23 protein-coding genes and 1 pseudogene are annotated in these 26,532 nt (G+C 72.4%); 14 read left to right on the top strand and 10 right to left on the bottom strand.

Going from position 1 to position 26,532, the window contains the following annotated elements:
- The first annotated feature begins 52 nt into the window (after window positions 1–52).
- The 3 genes from DKT69_RS28335 to DKT69_RS28325 all read left to right on the top strand — a co-directional run bounded on the left by DKT69_RS28335 (window position 53) and on the right by DKT69_RS28325 (window position 1,834).
- Window positions 53–502 carry a VOC family protein gene (locus tag DKT69_RS28335; protein WP_109804529.1) on the top strand — a complete coding sequence of 150 codons (450 nt, stop codon included), beginning with the start codon at window positions 53–55 and terminating at the stop codon, window positions 500–502.
- Between the two features lie 33 nt (window positions 503–535).
- Window positions 536–928, top strand: a complete 393-nt coding sequence (locus tag DKT69_RS28330; protein WP_109804528.1) for a DUF2267 domain-containing protein — start codon at window positions 536–538, stop codon at window positions 926–928.
- 159 nt (window positions 929–1,087) lie between these two features.
- Complete coding sequence (locus tag DKT69_RS28325; RefSeq protein ID WP_109804527.1) at window positions 1,088–1,834, top strand: hypothetical protein; 747 nt, start codon at window positions 1,088–1,090, stop codon at window positions 1,832–1,834.
- A 54-nt stretch (window positions 1,835–1,888) separates the two neighbouring features.
- Here the strand turns inward: DKT69_RS28325 and DKT69_RS28320 are convergent, their stop codons facing one another.
- Window positions 1,889–3,103: a YncE family protein gene (locus tag DKT69_RS28320; protein WP_236648406.1), complete on the bottom strand. Its 1,215-nt coding sequence runs from the start codon at window positions 3,101–3,103 to the stop codon at window positions 1,889–1,891.
- Window positions 3,104–3,216: 113 nt separating this feature from the next.
- Here DKT69_RS28320 and DKT69_RS28315 point away from each other — a divergent pair, with 113 nt between their 5' ends.
- The 3 genes from DKT69_RS28315 to DKT69_RS28305 all read left to right on the top strand — a co-directional run bounded on the left by DKT69_RS28315 (window position 3,217) and on the right by DKT69_RS28305 (window position 5,172).
- The gene (locus DKT69_RS28315; protein WP_109804526.1) at window positions 3,217–3,798 is read left to right on the top strand and encodes an RNA polymerase sigma factor; all 582 of its coding nucleotides are present in this window, start codon (window positions 3,217–3,219) and stop codon (window positions 3,796–3,798) included.
- Window positions 3,791–4,510: a hypothetical protein gene (locus DKT69_RS28310; RefSeq protein WP_109804525.1), complete on the top strand. Its 720-nt coding sequence runs from the start codon at window positions 3,791–3,793 to the stop codon at window positions 4,508–4,510. Before DKT69_RS28315 ends, DKT69_RS28310 begins: the two co-directional genes overlap by 8 nt.
- 134 nt (window positions 4,511–4,644) lie before the next feature.
- Window positions 4,645–5,172, top strand: a complete 528-nt coding sequence (locus DKT69_RS28305) for a hypothetical protein (RefSeq protein WP_109804524.1) — start codon at window positions 4,645–4,647, stop codon at window positions 5,170–5,172.
- A gap of 109 nt (window positions 5,173–5,281) precedes the next feature.
- Here the strand turns inward: DKT69_RS28305 and DKT69_RS28300 are convergent, their stop codons facing one another.
- A complete protein-coding gene (locus tag DKT69_RS28300) occupies window positions 5,282–5,701 on the bottom strand; it encodes an MmcQ/YjbR family DNA-binding protein (RefSeq protein ID WP_109804523.1) in 420 nt (139 codons plus the stop codon).
- Between the two features lie 138 nt (window positions 5,702–5,839).
- On the opposite strand from DKT69_RS28300, the gene DKT69_RS28295 reads away from it, so the two are divergent.
- From DKT69_RS28295 to DKT69_RS28260, 8 genes and pseudogenes are all read left to right on the top strand, one after another.
- On the top strand, window positions 5,840–6,955 hold the full coding sequence (locus tag DKT69_RS28295; protein ID WP_109804522.1) for a WD40/YVTN/BNR-like repeat-containing protein: 1,116 nt from the start codon (window positions 5,840–5,842) through the stop codon (window positions 6,953–6,955).
- Window positions 6,952–7,260 (top strand): MoaD/ThiS family protein, encoded by a 309-nt coding sequence (locus tag DKT69_RS28290; protein WP_109804521.1) that lies wholly within the window; start codon window positions 6,952–6,954, stop codon window positions 7,258–7,260. Before DKT69_RS28295 ends, DKT69_RS28290 begins: the two co-directional genes overlap by 4 nt.
- A gap of 611 nt (window positions 7,261–7,871) precedes the next feature.
- Window positions 7,872–8,119: pseudogene (locus DKT69_RS28285) on the top strand (N-acetyltransferase); the annotation flags it as partial.
- Window positions 8,120–8,351: 232 nt separating this feature from the next.
- Window positions 8,352–8,603: a hypothetical protein gene (locus tag DKT69_RS28280; protein ID WP_109804520.1), complete on the top strand. Its 252-nt coding sequence runs from the start codon at window positions 8,352–8,354 to the stop codon at window positions 8,601–8,603.
- A gap of 120 nt (window positions 8,604–8,723) precedes the next feature.
- The gene (locus tag DKT69_RS28275; RefSeq protein ID WP_109804519.1) at window positions 8,724–10,292 is read left to right on the top strand and encodes a TIGR02677 family protein; all 1,569 of its coding nucleotides are present in this window, start codon (window positions 8,724–8,726) and stop codon (window positions 10,290–10,292) included.
- Complete coding sequence (locus tag DKT69_RS28270) at window positions 10,289–11,650, top strand: DUF2398 family protein (protein WP_109804518.1); 1,362 nt, start codon at window positions 10,289–10,291, stop codon at window positions 11,648–11,650. The genes DKT69_RS28275 and DKT69_RS28270 overlap by 4 nt, the downstream gene beginning before the upstream one ends.
- A 14-nt stretch (window positions 11,651–11,664) precedes the next feature.
- Window positions 11,665–15,807 carry a TIGR02680 family protein gene (locus tag DKT69_RS28265; protein ID WP_109804551.1) on the top strand — a complete coding sequence of 1,381 codons (4,143 nt, stop codon included), beginning with the start codon at window positions 11,665–11,667 and terminating at the stop codon, window positions 15,805–15,807.
- Window positions 15,804–17,144, top strand: coding sequence for a TIGR02679 family protein (locus DKT69_RS28260; protein WP_109804517.1), 1,341 nt, complete (start codon window positions 15,804–15,806; stop codon window positions 17,142–17,144). The genes DKT69_RS28265 and DKT69_RS28260 overlap by 4 nt, the downstream gene beginning before the upstream one ends.
- A gap of 79 nt (window positions 17,145–17,223) precedes the next feature.
- Here the strand turns inward: DKT69_RS28260 and DKT69_RS28255 are convergent, their stop codons facing one another.
- From DKT69_RS28255 to DKT69_RS28220, 8 genes are read right to left on the bottom strand one after another with little or no spacing between them, the layout of a single operon-like run.
- Entirely contained in the window at window positions 17,224–18,864 is a 1,641-nt protein-coding gene (locus DKT69_RS28255; protein ID WP_109804516.1) for a DUF4127 family protein, read from the bottom strand.
- Between the two features lie 2 nt (window positions 18,865–18,866).
- Window positions 18,867–19,574, bottom strand: a complete 708-nt coding sequence (locus DKT69_RS28250) for an N-acetylmannosamine-6-phosphate 2-epimerase (RefSeq protein WP_109804515.1) — start codon at window positions 19,572–19,574, stop codon at window positions 18,867–18,869.
- A 40-nt stretch (window positions 19,575–19,614) separates the two neighbouring features.
- Window positions 19,615–20,526, bottom strand: a complete 912-nt coding sequence (locus tag DKT69_RS28245; protein WP_109804514.1) for an ROK family protein — start codon at window positions 20,524–20,526, stop codon at window positions 19,615–19,617.
- Entirely contained in the window at window positions 20,523–21,365 is an 843-nt protein-coding gene (locus DKT69_RS28240) for a carbohydrate ABC transporter permease (protein ID WP_109804513.1), read from the bottom strand. Before DKT69_RS28240 ends, DKT69_RS28245 begins: the two co-directional genes overlap by 4 nt.
- Window positions 21,355–22,302, bottom strand: coding sequence for a carbohydrate ABC transporter permease (locus DKT69_RS28235; RefSeq protein ID WP_109804512.1), 948 nt, complete (start codon window positions 22,300–22,302; stop codon window positions 21,355–21,357). Before DKT69_RS28235 ends, DKT69_RS28240 begins: the two co-directional genes overlap by 11 nt.
- 2 nt (window positions 22,303–22,304) lie before the next feature.
- Window positions 22,305–23,561 (bottom strand): ABC transporter substrate-binding protein, encoded by a 1,257-nt coding sequence (locus tag DKT69_RS28230; protein WP_236648405.1) that lies wholly within the window; start codon window positions 23,559–23,561, stop codon window positions 22,305–22,307.
- Window positions 23,562–23,616: 55 nt separating this feature from the next.
- Complete coding sequence (locus tag DKT69_RS28225) at window positions 23,617–25,212, bottom strand: FAD-dependent oxidoreductase (RefSeq protein WP_109804510.1); 1,596 nt, start codon at window positions 25,210–25,212, stop codon at window positions 23,617–23,619.
- Window positions 25,213–25,250: 38 nt separating this feature from the next.
- A complete protein-coding gene (locus DKT69_RS28220) occupies window positions 25,251–26,276 on the bottom strand; it encodes a LacI family DNA-binding transcriptional regulator (protein WP_236648404.1) in 1,026 nt (341 codons plus the stop codon).
- Between the last annotated feature and the right edge of the window lie 256 nt (window positions 26,277–26,532).

Below are 26,532 nucleotides of genomic sequence, written 5' to 3'. Positions count from 1 at the left end.
CCGGCGCCGCGAGCGGGTAGCCCCCTGCCGCCTGAACTCTGGGGGAGGCGTGATGGCGACCGAGGCGCCCGACTACTTCCAGCCCGAGGGTGGACTGGTGCTCACTCACCTGCTGATCGTGCGGGATGTGGACCGTTCACGGGAGTTCTACCGACGGGTGCTGGGAGCGACGGTGGTGCGGGAACGCCAGCCGGCGATCTTGCGGTTCCACAACAGCTACCTCGTGATCAACAGCGAGGGCGGTCCGACCGACGACAAGCCGGACGTACGAGCACAGGCACCGCCGGATTCGCACACGCTCAGCAGCGCGATGAACATCCGGGTCACCGACGTCCGGGCGGTCTATGAGCAGTGGCGGTCACGGGGTGGCGAGTTCCTGACCGAGCCGAAGGATCACGGCGTCGAGATCCGGTGCTACCTGCGGGACCCGGACGGCTACCTGATCGAGCTCGGTCAGGCCACCGGGATCCTCGCCGAGATGGGTCGGGCCGCCGCCGCCTGACGGAGCGCGACGCACAGTCCGGAAGGAGAACGCGTGAACCACGCCGAGTTTCTGGAAGCGGTGGGGAAGCGGGCGGGAATGCCGGCGGCGGAGGCGGAGACCGTCATCCGAGCCACGCTCACGACACTGGCGGAACGGATCAGTGGCGGCGAGGCCCGCGACCTGGCCACGCAGCTCCCCGAGGAGTTCCGCGGGTACCTGCACAAGGAAGTGGACTTCGCCGAACACCTCGACCTCGTGGAGTTCCTCAACGAGGTACGGGTGCGCACGGGAATGGATGACCAGCGGGCCGCTGACGGGGCCCGCGCGGTACTGACCACCCTGCGCGAGGCCGTGAGCGCCGAAGAACTCGAGGACCTGGAAGCCGAGCTGCCAGCGGTCATCCGGCAGCTCCTCTATCCGGTTGGCCGCGGAGTCGGGGCGTGATCCGAGCCGTCGCCTGGCCCGGCGGCGGGTCGCCCGGGATCGCCCACCAGCGTTGCCCGAAAGGGAGTGCGAGCGAACGGGCCCGGTCCGCCGCGATGGCCCGGGCGGCGCTGGTCGGGGCAGGCGTTGGTCGCCGGTCGTTTCGGGTACCCGGAGCGAATGGCTGAGCTGCTTGAGGACGGGGACATCTACTTCCTCTACCGTCCGCGCGTCGAGCAGGAGCACGTCGACTCCCTGGACGAGGTGCAGCGACTGTTGGTGGTGATGCACCCGTGGCAGGGGCGGCACCTGCGGCTGCTCGTGGTCGGGCGTAAACGGCTGCCCGACATCGACGAGCACAACCGGTTCTGGGCGTTCGTCGACGAGGTGGTGGACCGGCCCGAGCAGTTGCACGAGGCACTGCAGGCACGCAGGTACGCCACGAGGACCCGCGCCGAACGGGAGCAGCCCCCGGCCCGGCCCGCCGCGGAGGGCGCCTACGTGATCGCGCGGCATGACGACCACACCCATCTCGCGTACGAACTCGAACTGCCGACCCGGCCCGGCGAGGCGCAGCACGACCTCGGCATCGAGTCGGAGGCGAGTTACATCATCACGGTGAAGAACCCGCAGGCGCCCTCCCCACCGGGCGTCGGTCTGCGTGGTTCCCAAAAGGTCAAGCTGCCCGCTCCACTGCAGAAGACGTTCCACGGTCGACGCTTCGCCCCGCTCGACCCGCCCGGCTTTCTCGACCACCCCGGGACCGAGATCCTGCTGATCGGCGCGGCCCACGACGCCTCCGAGGAGCTGCACATCGACCTGGACGCGGAGGTCGAGCGAGCGGACCGGAGCACGATCTTCGGGGACCTGCGGATCGGGCGTCGGGAACGTCCGATCGCCCCGCTCTTCGAGGGCGAATGGGCCTGACCCGCACGACGTGCGTACGTGCAGGTGTGACGGGCCAGAGCTGCATCCGCACGGTCAGGCGTGGCCGGCCAGGCCCTGCACGCCGACGAGACCGGGGACAGCGACGCGGCCCAGCTGGGTGCCGGTGCCGGGATCGTGCCAGCTCACGCCATCGTTCTGGCCCACGTAGAGGCGTCTGCCGTCGCGGCTCAACACAAGGCCGGACACGGGTTCACGGACCCGCCAGTCAGCCGTGCGGCCGAGGCGCGTGAGATCCATCGCCCGTACCGCCGTACCGGCGCCGATGAAGAGGCGGTCATTATCGGCCGCGGCGTGTGCGGTCCCGGCGCCCCGGAGCTGCGGGGCTGTCCGGCGTACGGTCAGCTCCCCGGTGTCGATCTCGGCGACGGTGCCCGACGTGGCATCGGCGACGAAGAGCCGACCTCCGTCCGGGCTGATCGTCATGGCGTGGCCGTTCGCGGCCGCCTGACCGAACGGATGCGGCAGGTCGATGCAGTACGCCCAGCGCTCGTTGACGCTCAGCGTGTGAACGAACGCGTGCACGTTGCCCGGCCGCCCGCTGACCAGGTTGCGGGTGTGCTGGTGGTCCGGCTGGTGGGTGTAGAGCGTGTAGAGGATGGTGCGATCCGGCGCGAGCACAGCCTGCCGCCCGTCGCCGCGCATCTCCTCCTCGGCGCCGGGCGGCACCGGCGTCTTGGTACGGGTGTAGAGCGGGCCGGGCGTCCTGGTGGCGAATTCGACGACGCGGACCCGGTAGCGGTCCGGTGCCGTCGCCGGGAGCCACTCGAGGACGAAGAGCCCGGCCAGATCTCCGGTGAACGTCTCCGGCACGAAATTGCCCCGCAACTCCAGCCGGTGCTGGACGCCGGTGACGTCGGCGATCAGCACGGGGGTCACGTCCCGCCCCTCCGGGCGCCCCCTGGTGGCATTTGCCTCGTTCGACGTGAGCGCCACCGTCGTACCGCTGGCCGAGACGGCCTGCGGCACCCAGCGTCCGGGCAGCTTGACCCGAGCGGAGATGCCGCCCGTGGCGGTGTCGATCCGCCAGAAGGCGGTGTCGGCGCCCTCGGGTGCGGTCGCGTAGATCGCCCGCCCGCCGGCGGTGGCGAGAGAACGCGGGATGGTCTGCCGGTCCGCACCACGCAGTACGCCAAACCCGTCGTCGACCTCGACCAGCAGTGCGTCGGGGATCGCGACGGCGCGGGCCTGGTTCGGGCGCCGAGCTGGATCGCAGCCGACCAACGCTGCGGCGCCCGCACCGGCGAGCACGCTCAGAACCGTGCGACGCGAGATGCTTGTCGTGGTCATCATGCCCCGGTGACACCGCCACACCCGCCGAGGTTCCACCCCGCGCCTGGAACCCACACCGTGCGGGCGGTGTCATGAGGGTGATCCCACCGGAGGTTTCACTGGACGACGAAGCGCTCGTCACCCGCGCTCGGGACGGTGACCTGGGGGCGTACGACCTCCTGGTCGCCCGGCACACCGCGTCCGCCTACCGGACGGCGGTGCTGCTCGGCGCGGGTTCGGATGCGGAGGACGTCATCCAGGAGGCGTTCGTGAAGGGATACCGCAACCTGTCCCGCTATCGGGGAGAGTCGTCCTTTCGCTCGTGGCTCCTCGCGATCGTCGCCAACGAGACCCGCAACCTGCACCGCTCACGCAGCCGCCGCGACGGACTCGTCCTGCGGGCCGCGGCGGCGAACCCGGAGTCGGAGATCGCCGAGGACGGCGCGGTGGGCGGCGTGCTCGCCGCCGAGCGCCGGGCCACGCTGGTGCGGGCCCTGCGGCTGCTGCCGGAGAAGGACCGTGAGGTGATCGTGTGCCGCTTCCTCCTTGACCTCAGCGAGGAGGAGACCGTGACGATGCTGGGCTGGCCCAGAGGCACGGTGAAGTCGCGGACGTCCCGAGCGCTGGCAAAGCTCCGCGGCCTGCTCGACCGCGAGGAGGTGCGCCGTGGATGACCTCGAACGGGAGTTGCGCGACCTCGCCGCGTGGCTGGCCACACCCGACGCGCCCGACGTGGCCGACGGCGTACGCGCCCGACTGGCCGCGCCCGCGCGGAGGCGACGCCGGTGGCGCTACTACCTCGCCGCGGCGCTCGTCGCCCTGCTCGTCGCGGTGCTGCCACCGGGGCGGGCCGCCCTCGCCGACGCCGTGGCGGGGCTGCTGCGCTTCTCCGGAATCATCATCGACACGTCGTCGGCGCCGGTCCCGCCCACCGGCAGCCCGTCGCCGCTGCCGTCGCAGCGGCCCGCCTCCCTCCACGAGGCGCAGGGGATGCTCCGCTTCCCGATCCGCCTCCCGGCGAAGCTGGGCCCGCCCGAGCAGGTGCTGGTCGCCGACGTCGATGGCACCGGCGCCTACCGGGTGGTCACCCTGCTCTACCGCGGGGGTGCGCTGCGCCTCGATGCCTTCGACGGTCGCCTCGACCCGGTCTTCCAGAAGCAGGCCGCCGGGCCGGGAGTGGACTGGGTCCAGGTCGACGGTGGCTTCGCGGTCTGGATCGGCGGCCCGCACGCGCTGGCCTACGTGGATCGTGCGGGCACGGTCCACGTGGAGACCGCGCGGCTCGCCGCCTCGACCCTGATCTGGGAGGAGGCGGGCGTGAGCTACCGGCTTGAAGGTGACCTCACCAAGGCCGAGGCGATCGAGATCGCCAACTCGCTGAATTGAGGGCGGGACGGCGATCGCTCGGGGTGACAGTCGGGCCGGCAGATCGGGTGGGGAACTCGGAGGGCCCGACCGGTGTCCTGATGGTGCGAGGCACGAGTCATCGGCGGGCGCGGCGTTTGTCCGGAGGGCGCGAGATGGGTTCATGGGGCAGCAGGGTGTTGCTGGGTTCGGCGGTCCTGTTGGCGGCCTGCACGACCACCGGGCGGTCGGCCACGCCGGTCGGCGCTGCGGCCACCACGGCCCCGGCGAATCCGCCGGCGAGCGCCGCGACAGGCTGCGGCTCACGCGTCGAGACGGGTGTCCTGCCTGACTGGGCGGACGGCGGGTTCAGTGGGGAGGCCCGGATCCCGCACGTCTTCGGCGCGAAGGGGGCCATCGTCGCGGTGCTGTTCGGTCACCCGCTGGCGCTGGGCCGGGACGAGGGGCCCAGCAACAAGATCCTCTGGGTCGCCAAGCCGGCGGCGACGTCGTCCGACCCGGCGTCGCCCGCCACCCTGGCGATCACCGCGACGCTGGACGGAACCGACACGCGGGTGACCCGGGAGGTTGCCGGCGGCCCCGGCCCATCGATCATCGACCTGCCGCGGGCGGGCTGCTGGCACCTCGAACTCCACTGGTCGGGACACACCGACACCATGGACCTCGTCTACACCGAGGGCTAGCGTGATGCCGAGCACCGTTGTCGACGGCGTGGCGACGTGAGACATGGAGAGCCTACGGCGGTAACCGATGATGCTGGCGACCCGTGGGCGTCGGACGCCCGGAGTTCGGCTACTCGAGACCGATCGGCCGGTCGACCAGGGCGGCCAGCCGCTTCGGCGCCAGGACGCAGTAGCTTTCCGTGAGCAGCTCGGCGACCTCGTCCCAGTCGACCCCGTCGTCGAGCACCATGCCAACGACGTCGGCGCCCCAGCCCGGCTTGAAGAACGGGTGGCCGCTGGCGATCAGCCCGGCGATCTCGTCGCCGGGCGACCGGAACGTCAGCACGCAGATCGGCTGGTCGGTCGCGGCAGCTCGGGCGTAGGCCGCCTGGTGGTCGGGGTCGACCGTGAGCACATGGGCGAACGTGCGTTTGCGGATCCGCCAGCGCGTTCCCACCCACGCCGGCTCCTCGTAGGTCTCCGGCAGCCCGAGGCAGACGGGCCGGAGCCGGTGGAGGATCTCGGGTGGGACGTCCCCAGGGCCAGTCATGTGCGGGACGCTAGCTGGCCCCTCCGACAGGCCGGAGACGTCGATTCGTCGTACCTGGGGAGTACGACTGACGGAGACCGATGAGTATCGGCGTGGTGGACGGTCTACCCAAGGGAAACGAGTGGAAAGGATGAGGGTATGAGTGGCGTACGGGTGCTGGTAGGCACGCGCAAGGGCGCGTTCACGTTGACGTCGGACGGCAGGCGCGGCGACTGGACGGTCGAGGGACCGCATTTCGGCGGCTGGGAGATCTACCACCTGACCGGGTCGCCGGCCGACCCGAACCGGCTCTACGCGTCCCAGTCCGGTGGCTGGTTCGGGCAGCTGATCCAGCGCTCGGACGATGGCGGCAGAAACTGGACCACCGTCGGCAATGACTTCGCCTACACGGGTGAGGTCGGCGAGCACCTGTGGTACGACGGGACCCCACGCCCGTGGGAGTTCAAGCGCATCTGGCACCTCGAGCCGTCCCGCGACGACCCCGACACGGTGTACGCGGGTGCGGAGGACGCCGCCCTCTACGTCACCACCGACGGCGGTCAGAAGTGGACGGAGCTCACCGCCCTTCGTACCCACCCGACCGGACCGTCGTGGCAGCCCGGCGCCGGCGGGATGTGCCTGCACACGATCATCCTGGACCCGGTGAACAAGGACCGGATCTACGTCGCCATCTCGGCGGCGGGCGCGTTCCGCAGCGACGACGCCGGCGCCAGCTGGCTGCCGATCAACAAGGGTCTGCGCTCCGGGGAGATCCCCGACCAGGACTCCGAGGTCGGCCACTGCGTGCACCACATCACGCAGCACCCGTCCCGGCCGGACACCCTGTTCATGCAGAAGCACTGGGACGTGCTGCGCAGCGACGACGCCGGTGCGAACTGGCGCGAGGTCAGCGGCAACCTGCCGTCGGACTTCGGGTTCCCGATCGCGGTGCACGCGCACGAGCCGGAGACCATCTACGTCGTGCCGATCAAGAGCGACTCCGAGCACTACCCGCCGGAGGGCAAGCTGCGCGTCTACCGCAGCCGCACCGGTGGCGACGACTGGGAGCCGTTGACCAAGGGTCTGCCGCAGTCCGACTGCTACGTCAACGTGTACCGGGACGCGATGGCGGTGGACACGCTCGACCCGTGCGGGATCTACTTCGGCACCACCGGTGGCCAGGTCTACCACTCGGCCGACGGAGGCGACAGCTGGGCGCCGATCGTACGGGACCTGCCGGCCGTGCTCTCCGTGGAAGCCCAGGTGCTGCCGTGATCCGGGTCGTCCTCCCGGCCCACCTGAAGAACCTGGCGCATGTCACCGGCCCGGTAACGCTCGAGGTGACCGGTCCGCATGCCGGGCCGGTCACCCAGCGCCTGGTGTTGGACACCCTCGAGGCGCGATATCCGATGCTGCTCGGCACGATCCGCGACCGCCACAGCGGCAAGCGCCGCGCGTTCGTCCGCTTCTACGCGTGCGAGGAGGACCTGTCCAACGAGTCGCCCGACGCGCCACTGCCCGAGCGGGTCGTCGCCGGCGAGGAACCGTTCATCATCCTCGGAGCGATGGCCGGGGGATAGGCCGGCAAAGGACATCCGGCAGCTCCTTTGTCCGGTTGGGCAGCAGAGTCGGGGCGTGATCCGAGCCGTTCCCTGGCCCGGCGGCGGTCGGCCGGCGCTCGGACCACGGTCACAACGTGCTGTTGGAGGACTAGGCTAGGGGACGTGGTCGTCTGATCATGTTTCTTGGCTCAGGGTGGCCAACCGGCGGGCATCGCCTTTTTGTCCATGGTTTCGTCCGGCGGATCGCGGCTGGCAGTCGCCACCGCGGACCGCCATCCTGACGTTGTGTGTGGGAAGGGTCGATATGTCCGACAAGTCTCCCCAGAAGAGCAGTATGAAGAAGCCAGCCATGACTTTGAAGGAAAAGCGGGCGGCAAAGAAGGCCAAGCAGGCGGACAAACCTTCCGCGATTCCGCCAACCGGCCACTGAGAGAACGTACGGCCGCCGCTCGCGCGAACCGACGTTGACGTGGCGGTGAGGACTTGGGGCGGCCCGGGCTGATCAGCCAGTTGTGAGCCGGTCGAGGGTTTGTGGCGGCCGGATGCGGGTCCGGGCCGTAGCCGATGGTGGAGGCGAGGCGCACGTCGGCGGTGAGCACCCGCGAGCTGCGCGCCGTCGCCGGCCAGGTGCACCACCGACCCCCCCGTTCTGGTACCTCGGCGTCCTGGGCACCCATCCCGACCAGCCGGTCGTCGCCGGGGCCACGCCGTCATGGGGGCCGGATTGCGCCGCGCCGCGGCGGAGGGCGTGCCGGCGATCCTGGAAACCAGCAACCCGGCCAACGTCGAGGTGTACCGCTGTGCCGGCTCGGAGGTGGCGCTCGTGGTGACCGCCGAGCCGCTGACCATCTGGATCATGCAACGGTCGACTGGCTGACCGCGGGCGGAATGACGGACCCGGCGGCGATCGATCGGCGAGTCACCAGACGTCCCTCAGCGGCGGTGCGGCGCTGCTGAGACTGTGGAACGTAGTCCTTCGAGGTAGGTGTCCAGGACCGTTCGGAACACCTCGTTCTCGTCCTCGAGCGCGGTGGCCGCGTCATCAAGGACGCGCTGCGCCGCTGGCAGTCCGACCAGGCCCGCGCCCGCGACGCCCGGGGAAACGAGCGGTGGCCCAGCGGTACGTCATCCACCTGCCGGTCGTCGCGAACGACCTGCCCGCCGCGCAGCGCCTGGCCCGGGTGGTCGGCCGTTGGCTGCTCGTCCTGCCGCAGACCGACCCAGGCGAGACCACCGTCTCCGCCGAGGACGACCAGAACGTACGCCATCGGGTCTTCTGCGACCTGCTGATGCCCGGCGGCCGGCGCTGCCTGCTCCGCGCCGACCACGACGGCCCCTGCGCCCGCACGCTGCGGCGTTGAGCGGAGAGCGTCCCGGCTGACCGCAGCGGCGTCCGACACTCGTCGGCCGTACGTTGGGCGTGTCAGCGCGCGTCGGTAGGCTGGTCCGACCCGGAACTCAGCCCGCCTGGAAGGACGACGATGACCGCACAGCCGTCGAGGCACACCTTCGGCCTGGACGAGTTCGGGCTGGACGACCGGATGCGCCTGTTCGGCTACGTCACCGCGGAGAACCGGTTCGCCTACCTCTGGCTGCTACGCGCCTTCGACTCGGCGCGCTCCAGCTATCACGTAATGCTGCACACCGCCGACGTGGCCGCGGCGATGGAAGCATTGCACCAGGCCAGCCCAGACTGCCCAGACCCGGCCGAGCTGGAGCTGCCCCGGCTGCTCGACGCGCTCGTGGAGTGGGGGATCCTCGACCGGGGCCAGGACGCCACCCGGGCGACCACCCTCGCGGAATACCGCAACCGGCACTCCGTCTACCAGTTCACCGAGGCCGGTTACCGGGCCCACCGGGCGGTGGAGGCCGTGCTCACGGCGACGATGGACGACACCACCCTGTCCCGCCTGGTCTTCGCCGACCTGCTCGCCGACCTGACGGCGCTGGCCGCGGCCAACGAGGCGGGAGACGCCGAGGAGGTCTACCGCAAACTCAACCGGCTCGACCGGGCGCTGGCTGACATCGCCGAGCGGGCCGCCCGCTTCTACCACATGCTGGGCGACCTGAGCCGCACAAACGACGTACGCCCGGAGGCGTTCCTCACCCACAAGGACGCCCTGCTGGCCCACCTGCGAGACTTCCACGACGAACTGCAGCGCTTCACGCCGCGCCTGCGGGCGGCGGTGCACGAGGTGGAGGCGACCGGCCTGGACCGTCTCATCGAGGCGGCGGCCGAGGCCGACGAGCGGCTCTTCCACACGCCGGTGGAGCGGCTGGAGGACTGGCGGCGTCGCTGGCGCGGGCTGCGGTCGTGGCTGGCGCCGCCGGGGATGGCGGAGGCCAGCGAAGCCGACCGGCTCGCCGACGCCACCATCGCCGCGATCGGCGACGTGCTGGCGCTGCTGCGCCGGGTGACCGAGGCCCGCCGCGGCGGGGTGAGCCGCGAGTCGCAACTGCGCCACCTGGCCACCTGGTTCACCCGGGCCGGGTCGCAGGAGGCCTCCCACGCGCTCTTCGACGTCGCGTTCGGCCTGGGCGGTCCGCGGCACGTGGCAGTGACCCATCCGGACCCGGAGGCCATCGCGACCCGGCTGTCGTGGTGGGAGGCGCCGGCGGTCGAACTGTCGCGCACCCTGGTGGCGACCGGCCGGGCACCCGGCCAGGGCCGCGGCCGGCCGGCCCGGGTCGACCGCGGCGACGACCGCCGGCACCGGCTGCGCGCCGACCAGCTGGCTCGGGAGCGCCAACTCGCCGCCGCGGCGACCGTCCTGACGGAGGAGGGCCTCGCCGGACACCGGCTGGACGAGGCGCAGACCGGCGTCCTGCTGCGCCTGCTCGACATCGCGCTCGCCGCCCGGGTCGGCGGCGCCGCGCCGGCGCCGCTGGCCGCGGCCGCGCACGGCGTCCGGCTCACCCTCACCCCGACGCCGGGTCGGTTCACCACGATGGCCACCACCGCCGGCCGTCTCCACCTCGACGGGTATGCGCTGAGCGTGACCGCCGCGACGCACACCGCGGTCCGCCGCCCGGAGCTGGTCTCGGCATGACCGAACCGACCCGTCACCGGTTCGCCGCCGACATCAGCGACCTGGAACTGGCCGACTACCAGCGCGCCGTCCGGCTGGTGCTGCGCCACCCGCTGATTACGGCGACCTGGCCGGACGAGCGGGCGCTGCCACGGGTCCGGCGGTTCGCGGCGACCCTGCGCCGGGACCTGTCCGAGGCGTTCGGCTACCGGCTGGAGTTGCACGGCGCCACGGCACGGCTGGTCCGGGCGAAGGACCGGTTGGATCCGACCCAGCCGGCGCTGTCGCGCACCGGCCGCGCGTTCGACCGCCAGCGGTACGCGTACCTGGCGTTGTGCCTTGCGGTGCTGGGCCGCGCCGGCATCCAGATCACCCTCAGCGAGCTGGCGGACTCGGTGGCCGCCGACGCGAACCGGATCACCGGCCTGGGGCTGGACCCGGACCACGGCGCGGACCGGCGGGCGTTCGTGGACGCCGTCGGCTGGCTGGAGGAGCGCGGTGTGCTCCGGCTCGCCGACGGTTCCAGCGCCGCCTGGGCCAGCGACCCCGGTGCGGGTGAGGCGCTGTACGACGTGGCGCGGGACGTCGTGCTCGCGCTGTTCCGCCCGACCCGTGTCCTGCAGCATGTCGAGTCGGTGACAGCGCTGCTGGACCGGACGATGGCCAGCAGCGGCAACGCCGAGCGGCGTCAGGCCGCCCAGGTCGCCCGACGGGCGGTGGTGGAGGGCCCGGTGGTTTATCTGACCGACGTCGAGCCGGCGGTCGCCAACCACCTGCGGGGCGCGGCGCTCGCCGCCGACCTGGTCCGGCTGACCGGGCTTCGGCTGGAGCGACGCGCCGAGGGCGTGCTGCTGGTGGACACCACGGGCTTCACCGTCGAACGGTTCCCGGGCACCGGTTCGGTGGCGCAGGCCGCCGTGCTGCTCGCCGTCGAGATGGCCGACCGGGCCCTCGACCCGGACGGCCGCCGGGTCCGGCGGCTCGCCCCGCCCGACCCGCACGCCCGGCAACGCGCGCTGGTCGACCAGCTCGACGCCGGCCTGCCAACCGCCACGCAGGTGCTGCTCGACGACGCGGTGTCGCTGCCCCCGACCGGGGACGACCCGGTCGACGCGACCGGCGAGGGCCGCCTTCCCCTCATCACCGACAGCTTCCTGCGGGACGCGGTCGGGGAGATTCTGCGACGGTACGGGTCCGCGTTCGGGGCCCAGTGGCACGCCGACCCGGAGCGGCTGCGTACCGAGGCGGTGGCGTTGCTGGAACGGTTCGCCGCGGTCATCCGCGTGCCGGGCGGCGTCCTGGTCCAGCCGCTGGTGGGCCGCTACCGCCACACCGTCGCCGCGGTCCGGCAACGGGCCGCCACCGAGACCCTCTTCTGACCTTGGAAGCCTTCATGATCGAACAACGCGCCGTCCGCCGCTTCGCGCCCACCCGGGCCGGGATCATCAACCTGTGGGACTACCGCGACGAGGAGTTCCTCTTCGTCGACGGGTGGTTGGTGCTGCGCGGGCCGAACGGCTCCGGCAAGACGAAGGCGCTGGAGGTCCTCTTCCCGTTCGTGCTCGACGGGCGGATCGAGCCGCGCCGGCTCAACCCGTTCGCCAGCGAGGACCGGACGATGAAGTCGAACCTGCTCTACCGCGGGCAGGAGGTGGCCCACGCGTACGTGTGGATGGAGTTCGGCGACGGCGACTCGTACGTGACGGTCGGCATCGGACTGCGCGCCCACCGGCACGTCGACCGGGTGACCCGCTGGCACTTCGTCACCGACGGCCGGATCGGCGTGGACTTCTCCCTGCTCGACACAGACGACCGGCCGCTGACCCGGCGCGACCTGATCGACCAGCTCGGCGCCGACGCGGTGCGGGACTCGCCGGAGGACTACCGGCATCTCGTCGACGCCCGGCTGTTCGGCCTCGGCCCGGCCCGCTACGAGCAGCTGCTCGACCTGGTGCTGACGCTGCGCAAGCCGCAGTTGGCCAAGGACCTCAACCCGGTCGAACTCTCCCGCACCCTGCAGCGCGGGCTGCGGCCGGTCGAGGACCACCTGCTTGTGGAGGCCGCCCGCTCGTTCGACGACATGGAGGCCGTCGCCCGTACGCTCGAAGGGCTGGCCGCGGCGGACGCCGCCACCGCCGCCTTCCTCGCCGTCTACTCGACCTACCTGCGCACCCACGCTCGCGCGGCGGCCGACCTGCTGACCGGGCGCCGGGACGCGGTCACCGGCCGGTCCGCGGCGTTGGCCGACGCGCGTCAGGAGGCCGTCGTGGCGGCCGAGTCCGAGACCGCGGCCACCGCGCGGCTGCGGGCCGTCGAAGGCGAACCGGGTCGCCTGCGCGCGCACCTGGACAGCCTGAAGAGCTCGGCGGCCTACCAGTCCCACGAGCAGCTCGCCGACTTGGAACGGCACGTGCACGACCTGGCCGACGCGGCCGAGCGGGCTCGCCGTACCGTCGCCGTCGAGCGGGACGCCACCGCGCGGCGGCGCGGCGAGTGGGAACGGGCCGCCGTGGCGACCCGCGACGCGCGGGCGACCGCCGACCGCCTCGCCGCCGAGCTGCTGCTCGACGCCGAGACGGCCGGGATCGCCTGGACCGCCGCCGACGGCGGCACGGACGGACTTCCCGCGCGGCTCGCCGCCCGCTCCGGCGCCCGCCGCGACGACGTGCGCGCCGTGCGCGAGCAGGCGGCCCGGCACGCCCAGGCCGAACGTGACCACACCCGGGCGGCCGCCGACGCGGCCGGCGCCGCCGACGCGCTCACCGAGGCCGAGCAGGCTGAGCAGCGCGCCGAAAGCGTCCTCGCGGAAGCCCGCACGCGGGTGCGCGCCAGCGTCAGCCGGTGGGCGCAGGACAACGACGCACTGCTGCCCCACCTCGACCGGCCGGACCTGCCGGCCGTGCTGGCCGCCGCCGTCGACGCCGCCGGCGAGCCCGGCGCCCCGACCCTGCGGGAGGTGTACGCCGAAGCCACCGCTTCCGCCGTCGCCCGGCATCGCGACCGGCTCGCAGAGCTGACCGCCGGCCGCACGGCGTTGGCCGACCGCCGGGCCGAACTCGCGGCGGAACGGGACCGGATCGCCGCCGAACAGGACGACGCGCCGCCGACCCCGGTGACCCGTCCCGCCCCGCGCGCCGGCCGGCCCGGCGCACCCCTGTGGCGGCTGGTCCGCTTCGCCGAGGCGGTGCCCGGCGCCGACGCCGCGGCCGTCGAGGCGGCCCTGCACGCCGCCGGCCTGCTGGACGCCTGGCTGCACCCGGACCCGGACGCCGCCGCGGACGCGCTGGCCGGCGACGACCTGGACGGCTACCTGCTGCCCCTCCCACCGGACCGGCGTCCGGCCGGCGCCACCCTCGCCGACGTGCTGGTCTGCGAAGACCAGGACGAGGTGCCCGCCGAACGGATCCGCGACGTCCTCGCCTCGGTGGCGTTGGCCGACGTGGTCGACGCACAGTCCACCGCGGCGGTGACGGTCGGTGTCGACGGTCGTTACGCCCAGGGCGTCGGCGTCGGCCGGTTCGCCAAGGACCGCTGCGAGTACATCGGCGCGACCGCCCGGGCGGCCCGGCGCGCCGCCCGGATCGCCGAGTGCGACCGGCAGCGCGCCGCGCTGGACGCCGAGCTGCGCACCCTCGACGAGGAGCGGTCCGCGATCGAGCGGCTGCTGGCCGCCGTGGCGGCCGCCGCCGGGCAGCTGCCGCCTCTCACCCCGATCCACACCGCGCTGCGCGAACTGGACCGGGCGGCGGTCACGCTGCGGGCCCGGCAGGAGTCCGGGGCCGCGGCGAACGTGCGCCTGGACCAGGCGCTGGCCGAGCGGGCCGCGGCCGCCGCCGCGCTGCGCCGGGTCACCGCGGAGCGGTCCCTCCCGCTGGACCGCCTGGACGCCACCGCCGACGCCGTGGACCGATTCGAGAAGCGGGGGGTACGGCTGGAGAGCGCCCGCCCAGCCGCCGCCCGCGCCGCCGAACAGGAGGCGCAGGCGCAGCAGCGCCACGACGAGGCGGTCGAGCGGCTCGCCGCCGCCGAGGATGCCGAGCACACCGCGACCGACCGGCACCGGGAGAAGGCCGAGGCGTACCGGACGCTGCGGGCCAGCGTCGGTGCCGAGGCGGAACGGGTGCTGGCCGACGTGGCGCGTACCGCCGACGAGATCATCGACGCGGAGGCCGCTGTCGAGCGGGCCCGGACCGAACTGGGTGCCGCCCAGCAGCGGCGGGCCGCCGCGGTGACCCGGGTGGAGCTGAGCGAGCAGGCCGTCGCCGCGGCGGTGGCCGAGGCGCACCACGACGCGTTGCGGCTGCGCCCGTACGCCCGACCGGACCTGCTGGGGCTGCTGCGCTGCGCGACGGAGCTGCGGTGGCCGGCCCGGACGACCGACGACGGACCCGGCTCGGACCTGGACCCGCAGGTGACCGCTCTGCACGAGGCGATCCTCGCCGCCACCCGGGAGCTCAGTCCGACCGAGACCTCCCTCAAGCAGAGCGCCACCCGCCTCACCACCGCGCTGACCGAGCTGCAGGCGCAGCTGCCGGCGGCCGGGCTCGACCAGCGGCCCGAGTGGGACACCGACGACGGGGTCATCGTCGTCCGTGTCGTCGACGAGCAGGGGCTCACCCCGGTGGCGCACTTCGCCGACCGGATCGCCCGCGAGCGACGCGACCAGGAACAGCTGCTCACCGATGCCGAGCAGCGGGTGCTGGAGGACGCGCTGCTCGGCCAGCTCGCCCGGCAGATCCACCACCGCACCATCGAGGCCCGTGACCTGGTGGGGGCGATGGACACCCAGATGCGGGCCCGCCGGATGTCCTCCGGGCTCACCGTCGGCGTCGGCTGGCGGCTCGCCGACGACCTCGACGCTGAGCAGCGGGAGGTCTGCAAGCTGCTGGAACGGGATCCGGCCCGGCTGGGGCCGGCGCAGCTCACCACCATGCGCCGGCACTTCGCCGCCCGGATCAAGGCGGCCCGGGCGATGCACCCCGAGCGGCCGTACCGGGAACTGCTGGGTGAGGTGCTCGACTACCGGCAGTGGCGCACCTTCGCCTTCACCCTGCACCGGCCCGGCGGCGGCACCGAGGCCCTGACCCGGGCCCGGCACAGCCAGCTCTCCGGTGGCGAACAGTCGGTGTCGCTGCACCTGCCGCTGTTCGCCGCCGCCAACGCCCTGTTCGGCTCGGCCCGGCCGAACGCGCCCCGCCTGCTCGGCCTGGACGAGGCGTTCGCCGGGGTGGACGACACCGGCCGCGGCGAGCTGATGGCGCTGGCGAAGCAGTTCGACCTGGACCTGTTCATGACCGGGTACGACCTGTGGGCCACCCATCCGGCGGTCAGCGGCGCGGCGCACTACGACCTGTCCCACTCCACAGTCGAGCACACGGTCTCCACCCTGCTGCTCGTGTGGGACGGCTCGGTCAACGTCGCCGACTTCGACGGGACGCTGGCCCGCGCGCTCGGCTCGCCGGAGACCCGCCGCACGCCGGGCACCACCGACCCCGTTGACCTGTCCGAGCTCGTCCTCGACCTTGCCGACGAATGAGCGTGCGCCCGCAGCCGCCAACCGACCAGGCCGACCCCGCCAGCCGGCCGGCGGCCCAGTCCGACCCAGGCTGGCGGCGGCTGCCCGACGACCCGGGCTGGCGGCGGCTGCTGACGGCCGCCCGGCGCAGCCTCGAGCGCACCGGTGGACGACTCGACGTCGCCGTAACCCTGACCGCCCCCAACGACGAAGAACGGGTGGTGATCATCGGGATCACCGGTGCCCACCGGTCCGCCGGGTCGGCGCGGCTCAGCGTGCGACTCGCCGACGTGGACGACCAGCTTCGAGCGGTCCACGGGGTGGGCCTGCTCGACCTGCTCTCCGCGACGGTCCCGCTGCGCAACCGGCCCGCCGAGGCGGAGCGCGAGGCAAGGGCTCGGGACGGCCTGCTCACCCTCGCCCGGGAGAGCCGGCACGCCGCCGCCGTCTGGTACGCCGACTGGCTCGACGGCCTACGCCGCGACGGCACCCTCACCCGCGCCATCCGGGCCGGGCTGCCGTTCCGCGACGTACTGCGAGTGCTCGACGCACTGCCTGCGCCGGACGAGCCGATCCCGGTCTTTGCCGACCGGGTGCTCGACGACACGAAGGCCCTTGCCGAGGGTCCGCTGCGCGGGCTCGTGCTGCGGGCCCTCGCCGCCTGGCAGCAGGTGCCCGTGCCCACCGGCGGGGAGCCCGAACGGGCTCTGTGGGAATCCGTGGGGCTGGTCCCCGACGACCTCGCCAGCCAGGTGTTGGTACTCAACCTGCCCGCCAGCGGCGGCCTGCTGGGACGGTGGCTGACCGAGGCCGCGGACGCGGGCGTGCCGATGCGGATCACCCTGCACCAGCTCCGCCTCGCCCCGCTCACGCTGACCTGCGACGAGATCTTCGTCTGCGAGAACCCGGCCGTGCTTCGGGCCGCCACCGCCGCGCTCGGCGCGCAGGCGCCGCCGCTGCTCTGCACCGAAGGCACGCCCTCGGTGGCGGTGCACGCCCTGCTGCGCTCAGCGCACGGCGCAATGATCCGGTGGCGCAACGACCTCGACTGGACGGGCGTACGGCTGACCGCCGCGGCCCTCGAGCGCTACCCGACGGCGGTTCCATGGCGGATGACCACGACCGAGTACGAGACCGCGGCGGTGTCCGGTACGGCCCTGCTCGGCGCCCCCGCCCGGACGCCCTGGGACCCCACGTTGTCCGACGTGATGCGCCGTGCCGGGCGCGCGGTGATGGAGGAGCGGTTGATCGACCTGCTGCTGGACGATCTGCGCGAGGCGGGACGGCGGGGGCCGGTCGCCGCCGAGGCGCGGGAGGAGGGCGCGACCGGCGGTGGCGGCCTCGGCCGCGCGGGCTGAAGCTGCCGCCGTCGGCCCGGGTGGCCTGCACCCTGGCCGGTCGCGCAGGCAGGTGCGTGCCGGCGCGACCGGTGTCCGGTCAGGACAGCTGCAGCCGGGGCTCCAGGATCACCTCGAAGAGCCGGTCCCACGGCAGCTCGACCCGGGCCGACTCGAAGCGCGCCAGGGTCGCGGTGAACGTCTTTGCGCCCCGCCGGCCCAGCACGACGCGGTGTCCGGCGAAGTGGTCGGCGAAGTACCGCTCGGTCAGCGGCACCAGCCGGTCGCGTACCCAGCCGTCGAAGTAGCTCTTCTGCTCGGGGGTCAGCGCGAGTGGGTCCCAGCCCCGGGCCCGCGCGTGCGCGTACGCCTCGACCTGCACCACGTTCTTCCACGAGTCGTCCTTGACGAACCGGTAGAGCAGGTACTCGGCGTGCACCTGGCCAGGCCCGCGCAGATCGGGCACGCCGTACCCGTTGCCGGAGGAGCGAAGGTGGGCCCAGCGGGCGGTGCCGTGACCGAGCGCCAGACCGAGTGCGTTGCCCCCGGTGTTCCATCCCGAATACGACAGCAGCGCCGTGAGGTCCAGGCGGGCCTCCATCCGAGCGACCAGTTCGTGGTCCGCCTTGTTCACGATCAGCGGGTCCACCACGATCACCGGGGTGCCGGCGGCCAGCAGCCCGCCGATCCGCCCGACGAAGGCGTCCAGGTCCGCGGCCCGCTGCGCGGGCGCCGCCGAAGGGGTGTTCACGGCGAGCACGATGTCCGCGTCGCCGTCCACTACCCGTCCACCCACGGCGGTCACATGCCGACGAATGTTCTCCGCGAACGGGATGCCCTCCAGCTGGGCGGTCCAGTCCTCGCCCGAGACACCGGCGTACTCCACCCGGTAGCTGGGCGCCGTGCCCGCGGCGACCACCCGCGCGACCAGCAGCGCGTCGACCTCGTCGGCGCCGGGGAAGATCTCCACCCGGTCGCCGACGCCGAGCTGGGCCACCAGCTCCTCCAGCTCGACCCGCTCCGCCCGGGCCAGGCCGACCGGCGCGGTGTCGTCTTCGGAGAGCACGAGGTGGGTGATGGTGCCGTCGGCGACCCACTCGACCATCAGCCGGTTGACCTGGTGGTTGCGGGCCCGCGCGGCGAGGTAGTCCTCGACCACCTGGTCCGGAATCTGCGCCCGGACGGCGTCGAGACGGGCCCGCAGCTCCTCCTGCCCGAGGTTGACCACCTGGTCGTAGAGCTTGGCCCACTCGACCAGCAGCGCCCGGTACTTGTCCAGGTCGGTGCCCGTGCTGGTGATGGCGAGCCGCTGGATGGTGTCGTGCACCTCGATCACCGCCCCCGGCCGGGTGGAGCGCAGGTGTCGGATCGCGGCCAAATTCTCCAGCGCGGCCGCCAGGGTCGGGGCGGCGGTGCGTGAGGCGATCAAACCGCCGTAGGCGAGCATGCTGACCGAGATCACGTACCCGTCGACGTCGTCGGTGGCGCCGAGCCAGCGGGCGATGGCCGCGCCGTCGCCGGGGGTGAAGAAGCGGCCCAGCAGTTCCCGCGGCGGCAGCTGCACCTGGGCGCCGGCGCTCGCTGCGGTCATCTGCGGGGCGTAGGTGTTGACCGGCCGGTCGTCCAACGGGACCAGTGCCACGGTCAGCTGCCGGTTGGCGGGCCCGGCGAATGCGGGTCGGCCGACGGCCACGCTGGTCAGCCCGGCCATGCCGGTGGCCAGGAGGGTACGTCTTCTCATGCTCACTCCCTCTTTTTCGGGGCGCTCGCCGCGCGGGGGGTGGCCGGCACGAGCCGGCGGGTGATCCACAGCGGTGAGGTGACGGCGTTGCCCATCACCACCGCGTGCGCACCCGCCTCGAAGGCCCGGCCGATCTGCTCCTTGGTGCGGTACCGCCCTTCGGCGATCACCGGAACCGGTAGCAGTGCGACGAGTCGCGCCACGAGCCCTAGGTCGGGCCCGTCAGTCTGGGGGCTGGCCAGGGTGTAGCCGGACAGCGTGGTGGCGACCGCGTCTGCACCTGCCTTGACGGCGGCGACGCCCTCTGCCGTGGTGGAGACGTCGGCCAGGACCAGTGCGTCGGTCCGCTCGCGGATCGTCCGGACCGTGTCGGCGAAGCTTCGCCCGTCTGGACGGGGACGGTCGGTGGCGTCGACAGCGATGATGTCTGCCCCGGCCCAGGCCACCTCGAGCGCGTGGGCCGCCGTCGGGGTGATGAAGATGTCATCCGTGCCGTGCTTATACAACCCGATCACCGGCACGTCGAGCACGGCACGGATAGCCCTGATGTCGGCCGGTCCGTTGGCCCGGACCGCCACCGCGCCGCCCCGCACCACCGCGGCGGCCACCCGGCCCTGAACGTACGGGTCCCGCATCGGGTCATCCGGCTCGTCGGGCAGCGGCTGGCAGGACACCACCAGCCCGCCGGCCAGGTCGTCGAGCACACTCACCTGTCTGGTCCCTTCGTCGGTGCCGGGACGGCTCGCACCGTCACTGCTCACCGGTGTGTGTCATGGCCAGGCGGACCGCGCCTACCACGACCGCGTCGGCTCCGAGGGCGGCTGGCAGCAGAGGCACGTCGGCCCATCCGGCCGGCAGTTCGGCCGAGTAGGCGGCCGACGCGGCGGGCAGCAGGGCGCCGGCCGCACCACCCGCCACCAGGACGGCCTGCGGATCGAGCAGGGCCACCAACCCCGCCAGGGCCGTGCCGAGGACAGTGCCGGCCCGGTCCAGGACCTGCTGCGCGACGGCGTCCCCCGCCGCCGCGCGTTGCGCTACGGCCTGTCCGGTGACGCGCGCGCCGGTCTCCACGACGTACGCGGCGGACAGCCCCCTGCCTGAGGCGATCGCCTCCAGGTGCCCGTACCGGCCACACCCGCAGCGCAACCGTTCGGCACTCGGGACCGGCAGGTGGCCCACCTCGCCGGCGCCGCCGCGAGCGCCGGCCTCGATGCGGCCGTTACGGATGATTGCCGCGCCCAGGCCGGTGCCGATCGAGACAAGCAGCAGGTGTGTCCTGGCCCGCCCCGCGCCGGACCAGCATTCGCCCAGCGCGGCGGCGTTCACGTCGTTGGTGACCAGAACGGGGCGGGCGAGGCGCTCGGCCAGGGCGTGGGCGACAGGAGTGCCGGTCCAGCCGGGCAGGCTGTCGGTGGCATACCGGATGGTGCCGGTCGCCGGGTCGACCGTGCCGGCGGTGCCTACCCCGACCGGTCCGCTACCGGCCGCGTCGAGCAGGTCCGCGGCCAGCAGCGCGGCGGCGTCCAGCACGGCCTCGGGCCCCGACCGGGCGGGCGTGGGCACCTGACGGCGCTCGAGCACGTCCCCGTCAGGGCCGATCAGGGCCGCCGCCGTCTTGGTGCCGCCGATGTCGAGGCCGATCAGGGGTGCCGATGCCGTCATCCTTTGAGACCGGCGTGCGCGAGGCCCTCGACGAACTGCTTCTGGGCGATGACGAAGACCACCAGGACCGGCAGCGCGGTCATCGACGCCGCAGCGAGTTGGACGTCCCACATCGGACCGCCGTAGGCGTCGACGAACTGGGTGAGCGCCTGAGGCAGGGTGAACTTCTCCGGGGAGGAGAGGAACACGATCGGTTCCAGGTAGAGATTCCAGCTGTGCAGGAAGGTGAAGATGGCCACCGCGCCCAGTGCGGGGCGCGACAGCGGCAGCGCGATCTTCCAGAAGGTGGCAAAGCGGCCAAGCCCGTCGACCCGGGCCGCCTCCTCCAACTCGCCGGGAAGGCTGATGAAGAACTGCCGCATGATGAACGTCGCCAACACGCTCGGCGCGCCGAAGATCGGTACCAGGATCAGCGGCCAGTGGGTGTTGACCAGGCCAAGCTTGAAGAACATCTGGAACAGCGGCACGATCGTCACCTCGCTGGGGATGAGCAGGCCCGCGAGGACGACCAGGAACAAAAGGTTCTGGCCGCGAAACCGGATGCGCGCGAAGGCGTACCCGGCCAGTGCCGACACGCCCAGGGTGCCAAGCGTGACCACCAGCGCGATGTAGAGGCTGTTGAGGTACTGCCGGCCGAACGGCTGCAACTCGAACACCCGCCGGTAGGCATCGAGCCGCGGGTTGACCGGCAGGAGCTGCGGCGGGAAAGCGAAGATGTCCGCCACCGGCTTCAACGACGAGGTGACCATCCACCAGGTCGGGAAGACGAACGGGATCGCCAGGATCAGCAGCGCCCCGTAGAGCGCCAGCTTGGTTCGGGGCGACAGGTCACGATTCATGGAAGACCCATCTCTTGCGCATCTGCCACTGCAGCACGGTGAGCGCGAGCACGATGACGAACAGCACGATCGACAGCGTGGCGCCGTAGCCAAAGTGGTGGAACTGGAATGCCTGCTGGTAGAGGTAGTAGACGAGCACCGTGGTCGAGGTGCCGGGTCCGCCCTGGGTGAGCACCGCGATCTGCGCGAAGACCTGCAGCGAGCCGACCACAGTGATGATCGAGGTGAGCAGGATCGTCGGGCTGATCAGCGGCACGGTGATCCGCCAGAACTGGCGCATCCGGCTCGCCCCGTCCACCTCGGCGGCCTCGTACAGCTCCGCCGGTACGCCTTGGAGCGCGGCCAGGAACAGCACCATGTTCAGGCCGACGTTCTTGAACACCTGCACCACGATGACCGACAGCATTGCGGTGCCCTCGCCACGCAGCCAGTTGGGCCCGTCCACGCCGATCGTGTCGAGCAGGCCGTTCAGTCCGCCGTTGTCCTGCAGCAGGAAGCCCCACACGATGGTCCAGGCGACCAGGGAGACGACCACGGGGGAGAAGAACAGGGTGCGGAAGACGATGGTGCCCTGCAGCTTCTGGTTGAGCAGGACGGCGAGCAGCAACGCCAGGCTGAGGTTGAATACCACCAGGCCGACGGAGAAGAGTCCGGTGGCCCGCAGCACCGGGCCGAGGTTGGGATCGTCGGCGAGGGCGGTGTAGTTGTCGGCGCCCACGAAGTCGAAGGTGTCGGCGAGCACGTTCCACTCGTGCAGGCTGTACCAGACGACTAGGAGCAGCGGCAGGATCACGAAGACGACGCTGCCGAGCAGTTGCGGGGCGATGAACAGGTAGCCGGTGAGCTGGTCGCGGCGGCGGGCGGTCCAGTACGGCCGTGACCGGGCCGGGGTGGGCCGGGCCTCGACCCGACCCACCCTGGTGTCCGTCCGGGACATGGTTACTTCGCCAGCAGCGGCTGGATCTTGGCGCAGACGCCGTCCAGCACCGCCTTGACGTCCGCGTTCGGCTGCCACAGCGGGTCCAGTCCGGCGCGTACCTGCTGGCTCAGCTCGGCCTGCCCGGCGTGGCTGGGCTTGACCACGCCGCTGGTGATGCCGTCGATGACGACCTTCTGGAGCTGCTCCGGCTTGAGCTTCGGGTTGGTCTTCGCGAGCGTTTCGGCGGTCAGCAGCGACTGCCGGGGCGGCGGGAAGAACTGGGCCAGCTTCGCCGAGTTGGTGGGGTTGGTCAGGAAGGCGAGGAAGTCCGCGGCGGCCTTGGCGTGCGGGCTCTTCTTCAGCACTCCGATGCCGGCCTGGCCGATCACCGCGTAGTTCCCCTTCGGGCCGGCCGGCAGCGGGACCAGGTCCCAGCCGAAGCCACCGTCCTTCAGCAGCGAGGCGCGGGAGATCTGGGTGACCGTCATGGCCGCGTCACCGGCGAAGAAGTCGGCGGTGGTGCCGGGTCCGGGCAGCGCCTTGTCGGTGAAGATCGCCTTGTGCAGGGTGGTCATCGCGTCGGCCATCTCCGGCGCGTTGAAGCCGCACGTCTTCCCGTCCTCGCTCCACGCCCGGGCGCCCCAGCCGGTCCAGAAGGTGGACAGGTTGTCCCAGCCCTTGTAGTCGAAGTCGCGGATCACCAGCCCCGCCTTGCCGGTCTTCGCCTGGCTCGCGGAGGCGGCGGCCAGCGCGGCGTCCCAGGTCCACTGACCCGCGGCGATCAGCTCGGCCGGGGTCTTCTGACCGGCCTTCTTGAGCAGGTCGGTGTTGACGAAGATCCCGAACGGCGAGGTCGAGAATGGGTACGCGTACAGCTTGCCGTCGTTCTGCCAGAGCTTGCGGGTGGCCGGGGACAGGTCGTCGTAGCCGTACTCCGCGGTGGACTTCAGCGTGTCGTCCAGCGGCCGCAGCGCGCCGGAGGCGACGAAGTCGGGGGCCGAGTTCTCGAAGATCCAGGCCAGGTCGGGGGCGTTGCCGCCGGCGATCTGGGTGGTCAGCGTGGTGGTGTAGCTGTCGAACGGCAGCGGGTCGAAGGTGATCGTCCCGACGTCCGGGTGGCTCTTCTTGTATTCGTCGGCGATCTCGTTGAACAGCTTGAGGTGCGCCTCGTTGGCCGACCAGATGGTCATCCGCAGGTTCGCGGGACCGTCCGAGCCGGCCTTCTCGCCGCCACCGCAGCCGGCCAGCGCCAGCGCCGCGGTCAGTGCCACGGCCACGCCGCGCGGACCCTTTCCTCTTGTCACCATGTTCTCCTCTACCGGGGGTGGTGGTTCAGTAGCCCGCGATCCGTGGCCAGCGCGGTTCCACGCCGGCCGCGGTGACGCGGTCCGAGAAGTCGGCCAGCAGACGGGGGGTGTTGCGGACCGCGCGCGGAGACTCGCCCCGCGCCAGACAGAAGTCGGCGAGCAGGCCGGCGACCTCCCCGACGTTCCACTCGACCGGGTGCAGCCGGTAGCTGCCATTGGTGATGTGCGTGGTGCCGATGTTCTTGCCGGCCGGAAGCAGGTTCTCCACCCGCTGCGGGATCAGCGCACCGAGCGGGATCTCGAACGGGCAGGAACCGACGTCGATGTAGTTGTCGCCGCCGGTCGACGGGTGCAGGTCGATCCGGTACATCCCGACGCCGATGGAGTCCGGGTAGCTGACCGCGCCGTGCTCGCCGCGTACGGCCAGGGACAGGTCCTGCTCGACCACGGTGTACTCGGCGCGGATCCGCCGCGACTCGCGGATGTACGGGGCCTGGGCCAGGCCGTCGGCACTGCCGGTCACGTCGCCGCGCAGCCGCAGCCCGGGGAAGCCGGTGCCACCGTCCGGCCGGGGGGCCTCGGTCTGCAGCCAGTAGAGCACCGAGTACGACAGTTCGCGGGCCTTGGACAGGTGCCAGGCGGCGTTCGGCACGTCGATGACCGGGGCCTCGAAGTAGTCGATCATCGGCCAGTTGACCAGGGTGATGTCGCTGGCGTACGTGCCGTCGAGGAAGTTGCGCCGGGCGGCGATCCGCCGGAACGTCCACAGGTTGCCGTCACCGGGGTTGACCCGCTGGTCGGCGTTGACGGCCAACGGGTCGTCGTCCGGGTTCGGGGTGAAGCTGCGCTCGACGATCTCCAGCGTGCGCGGGTGCGGCGACCGCCAGGACAGCAGCCGGTCGCCCCAGAAGTCGGGCTTGTAGTCGCGCCAGAAGTCGTACCCGGCGGGCCGGTCGATGGTGTGGTCGCCGGCGACGTGGTCCAGGGCGAAGCAGACGGAGACCGCCTGCATGTTCATCGGCTGCACCTCGGCCGGCGCGCTGGGCTCGCCGGTCTGCTCGCGCGACTCGAAGCCGGTGACGTACTCGGTGCCGGACAGCGGCAGCAGCTCACCGGTCTCGGTGGCGTCCAGCGTGTACGGCGCGGTGATCTCGATCCGGTCGTCCCGGTCCCGGTGCGCCACGGTGACCCCGACCACCCCGTCCCCGTCGGTGGCCACCGCGACCGGCCGGTACGGCTGGAGCACGGTCAGCCGGCCGGAGGCCCGGTGCGGCGCCAGCATCTCCTCGATCACCGCCACCGCCACCCGCGGCTCGTGGCACAGCCGGCTCACCCAGCCGGCGCCCGGGTTGAGGTCCGTCCAGGCGCGGGAGCGCTCGGTCAGCGGGTAGTGCCGGCGGTAGTAGTCGCGGATCCCGGCGCGCAGGGCCCGGTAGCTGGCGGTGGCGCCGAACTGCTCGATCCAGGAGTGCTCGTCCGGCGGGACGGCCTGGCTGGTGAGTTGCCCGCCCAGCCAGTCGAACTCCTCGGTCAGGATCACCGACCGGCCCGCGCGGGCTACGGCGAGGGCCGCCGCGACGCCGCCGAGCCCGCCGCCGACGACGAGGACGTCCGCACGCATAACTGCCACTTGCTTCCTTCCAGTTGCGCGGTCGCCGCTCAGCGGCGCTCGACCGCCCGATCAGGGGTGCCGAGGGTCTCGCCCTCGACGGGTTCGCAGGGGAGAAGTCGCTGCTGCAGGCCGCTGGAGCTGCCGTCGATCACACTGGCCAGCACCTCGACCGCCTGCCGGCCCATCTCCTCGCGCGGGATGTGGAAGCCGGTGAAGGCGATCTCCGTGGGGACCGCCACGGTCGGGTCGCCGAGGGTCAGCACGGACAGGTCGCCGGGCACGCTCAGCCCGCGCCTCCGGGTGGCCAGCTCCAGCGCCACCGCGGTGGCGTAGTCCTCGACGAAGGCGGCGGTGGTCCGGTCGGCGAGCAGGTCATCGAGGACCGCGTCGGCGTCGCGTCCGGCGGTGGAGAGCTGGACGGCGCTTTCCGCGGCCCGCGCCGACTCGGCGAAGCCACGCCGGCGGTCCTCGGAGGACTCGGCGGCCGATCCCATGCCCAGGTAGGCCAGCCGGCGGTGCCCGCGGGCGACGGCCGACTCGACGAGCTGACCCACGGCGCTCGCGTAGTCGGCGCCGACGTAGGGGACCGGTCCGGCTGCGTCGTCGCGGCGGCCGACGGCCATGTACGGGTAGCCGTCGCGGTTGAGCCGGTGCAGCTCCGCCGCGTCGATCTCGCGGCCCAGCAGGATGCACCCGTCGGCCAGCCGCAGCCGGTTGTCCTGGTGGAAGATCCGCCGCCGACCGTCGACCACCGGTGCGCTGGTGAACAGCAGGAGGTCACAGCCGGCTCGCTCGGCGTACTCCTCGATGCCGACCAGGAACGGGTGGAAGAAGTCCCGGGTGCCGCTGGGGAAGGCCGGTTCGTAGGTGAAGACGCCGATGATCCGGTTGAACCGGGCGGCGAGCCGGCGGGCGACGGGATCGGCCGCGTAGCCGGTCTCCGCGATCACGCGCAGCACCCGGTCGCGGGTTTCCAGCGCGATCCGGACGTCGGCGTCGGCCCGGTTGTTGAGCACCAGGGAGACCGTCGCCTGACTGACCCCGGCCAACCGCGCGATGTCACGCTGTGTCACACGTCTGGGGGTCGAGGTCACGGCGTGGCCCTTCCGGTCGGGCTAATGCGTATTAGCCAGCGGCGTTGGCAGGTAGCCTGGCCGCCCGGCGGTGTGGTGTCAAGAGCTGTCAGCGAGATTTCGGCGAGATGAACTCCCTGAACTAATGCGCATTAGGGGCGCGGGGGCGGTGAGCTGCGGCATCGTTGTGCCGGTCGGTCGGCCGCCGGCACCACGCCTCTTGACAGGACCGCCCGGTGGGCGGCTAGATTCGAGA

The sequence above is a fragment of the Micromonospora sicca genome, assembly GCF_003172935.1.
GTDB classification, from domain to species: Bacteria; Actinomycetota; Actinomycetes; order Mycobacteriales; family Micromonosporaceae; genus Micromonospora; species Micromonospora sicca.
This window is presented reverse-complemented; position numbering and strand designations above follow the sequence as displayed.

What these genes read in the sequence shown, in the direction of transcription:
- DKT69_RS28235 (WP_109804512.1), bottom strand. Translation starts at nt 22,302, where the DNA reads ATGTCCCGGACGGACACCAGGGTGGGTCGGGTCGAGGCCCGGCCCACC.
- DKT69_RS28315 (WP_109804526.1), top strand. Translation starts at nt 3,217, where the DNA reads ATGAGGGTGATCCCACCGGAGGTTTCACTGGACGACGAAGCGCTCGTC.
- DKT69_RS28300 (WP_109804523.1), bottom strand. Translation starts at nt 5,701, where the DNA reads ATGACTGGCCCTGGGGACGTCCCACCCGAGATCCTCCACCGGCTCCGG.
- DKT69_RS28260 (WP_109804517.1), top strand. Translation starts at nt 15,804, where the DNA reads ATGAGCGTGCGCCCGCAGCCGCCAACCGACCAGGCCGACCCCGCCAGC.
- DKT69_RS28295 (WP_109804522.1), top strand. Translation starts at nt 5,840, where the DNA reads ATGAGTGGCGTACGGGTGCTGGTAGGCACGCGCAAGGGCGCGTTCACG.
- DKT69_RS28240 (WP_109804513.1), bottom strand. Translation starts at nt 21,365, where the DNA reads ATGAATCGTGACCTGTCGCCCCGAACCAAGCTGGCGCTCTACGGGGCG.
- DKT69_RS28325 (WP_109804527.1), top strand. Translation starts at nt 1,088, where the DNA reads ATGGCTGAGCTGCTTGAGGACGGGGACATCTACTTCCTCTACCGTCCG.
- DKT69_RS28270 (WP_109804518.1), top strand. Translation starts at nt 10,289, where the DNA reads ATGACCGAACCGACCCGTCACCGGTTCGCCGCCGACATCAGCGACCTG.
- DKT69_RS28265 (WP_109804551.1), top strand. Translation starts at nt 11,665, where the DNA reads ATGATCGAACAACGCGCCGTCCGCCGCTTCGCGCCCACCCGGGCCGGG.
- DKT69_RS28275 (WP_109804519.1), top strand. Translation starts at nt 8,724, where the DNA reads ATGACCGCACAGCCGTCGAGGCACACCTTCGGCCTGGACGAGTTCGGG.
- DKT69_RS28335 (WP_109804529.1), top strand. Translation starts at nt 53, where the DNA reads ATGGCGACCGAGGCGCCCGACTACTTCCAGCCCGAGGGTGGACTGGTG.
- DKT69_RS28305 (WP_109804524.1), top strand. Translation starts at nt 4,645, where the DNA reads ATGGGTTCATGGGGCAGCAGGGTGTTGCTGGGTTCGGCGGTCCTGTTG.
- DKT69_RS28245 (WP_109804514.1), bottom strand. Translation starts at nt 20,526, where the DNA reads ATGACGGCATCGGCACCCCTGATCGGCCTCGACATCGGCGGCACCAAG.
- DKT69_RS28255 (WP_109804516.1), bottom strand. Translation starts at nt 18,864, where the DNA reads ATGAGAAGACGTACCCTCCTGGCCACCGGCATGGCCGGGCTGACCAGC.
- DKT69_RS28225 (WP_109804510.1), bottom strand. Translation starts at nt 25,212, where the DNA reads ATGCGTGCGGACGTCCTCGTCGTCGGCGGCGGGCTCGGCGGCGTCGCG.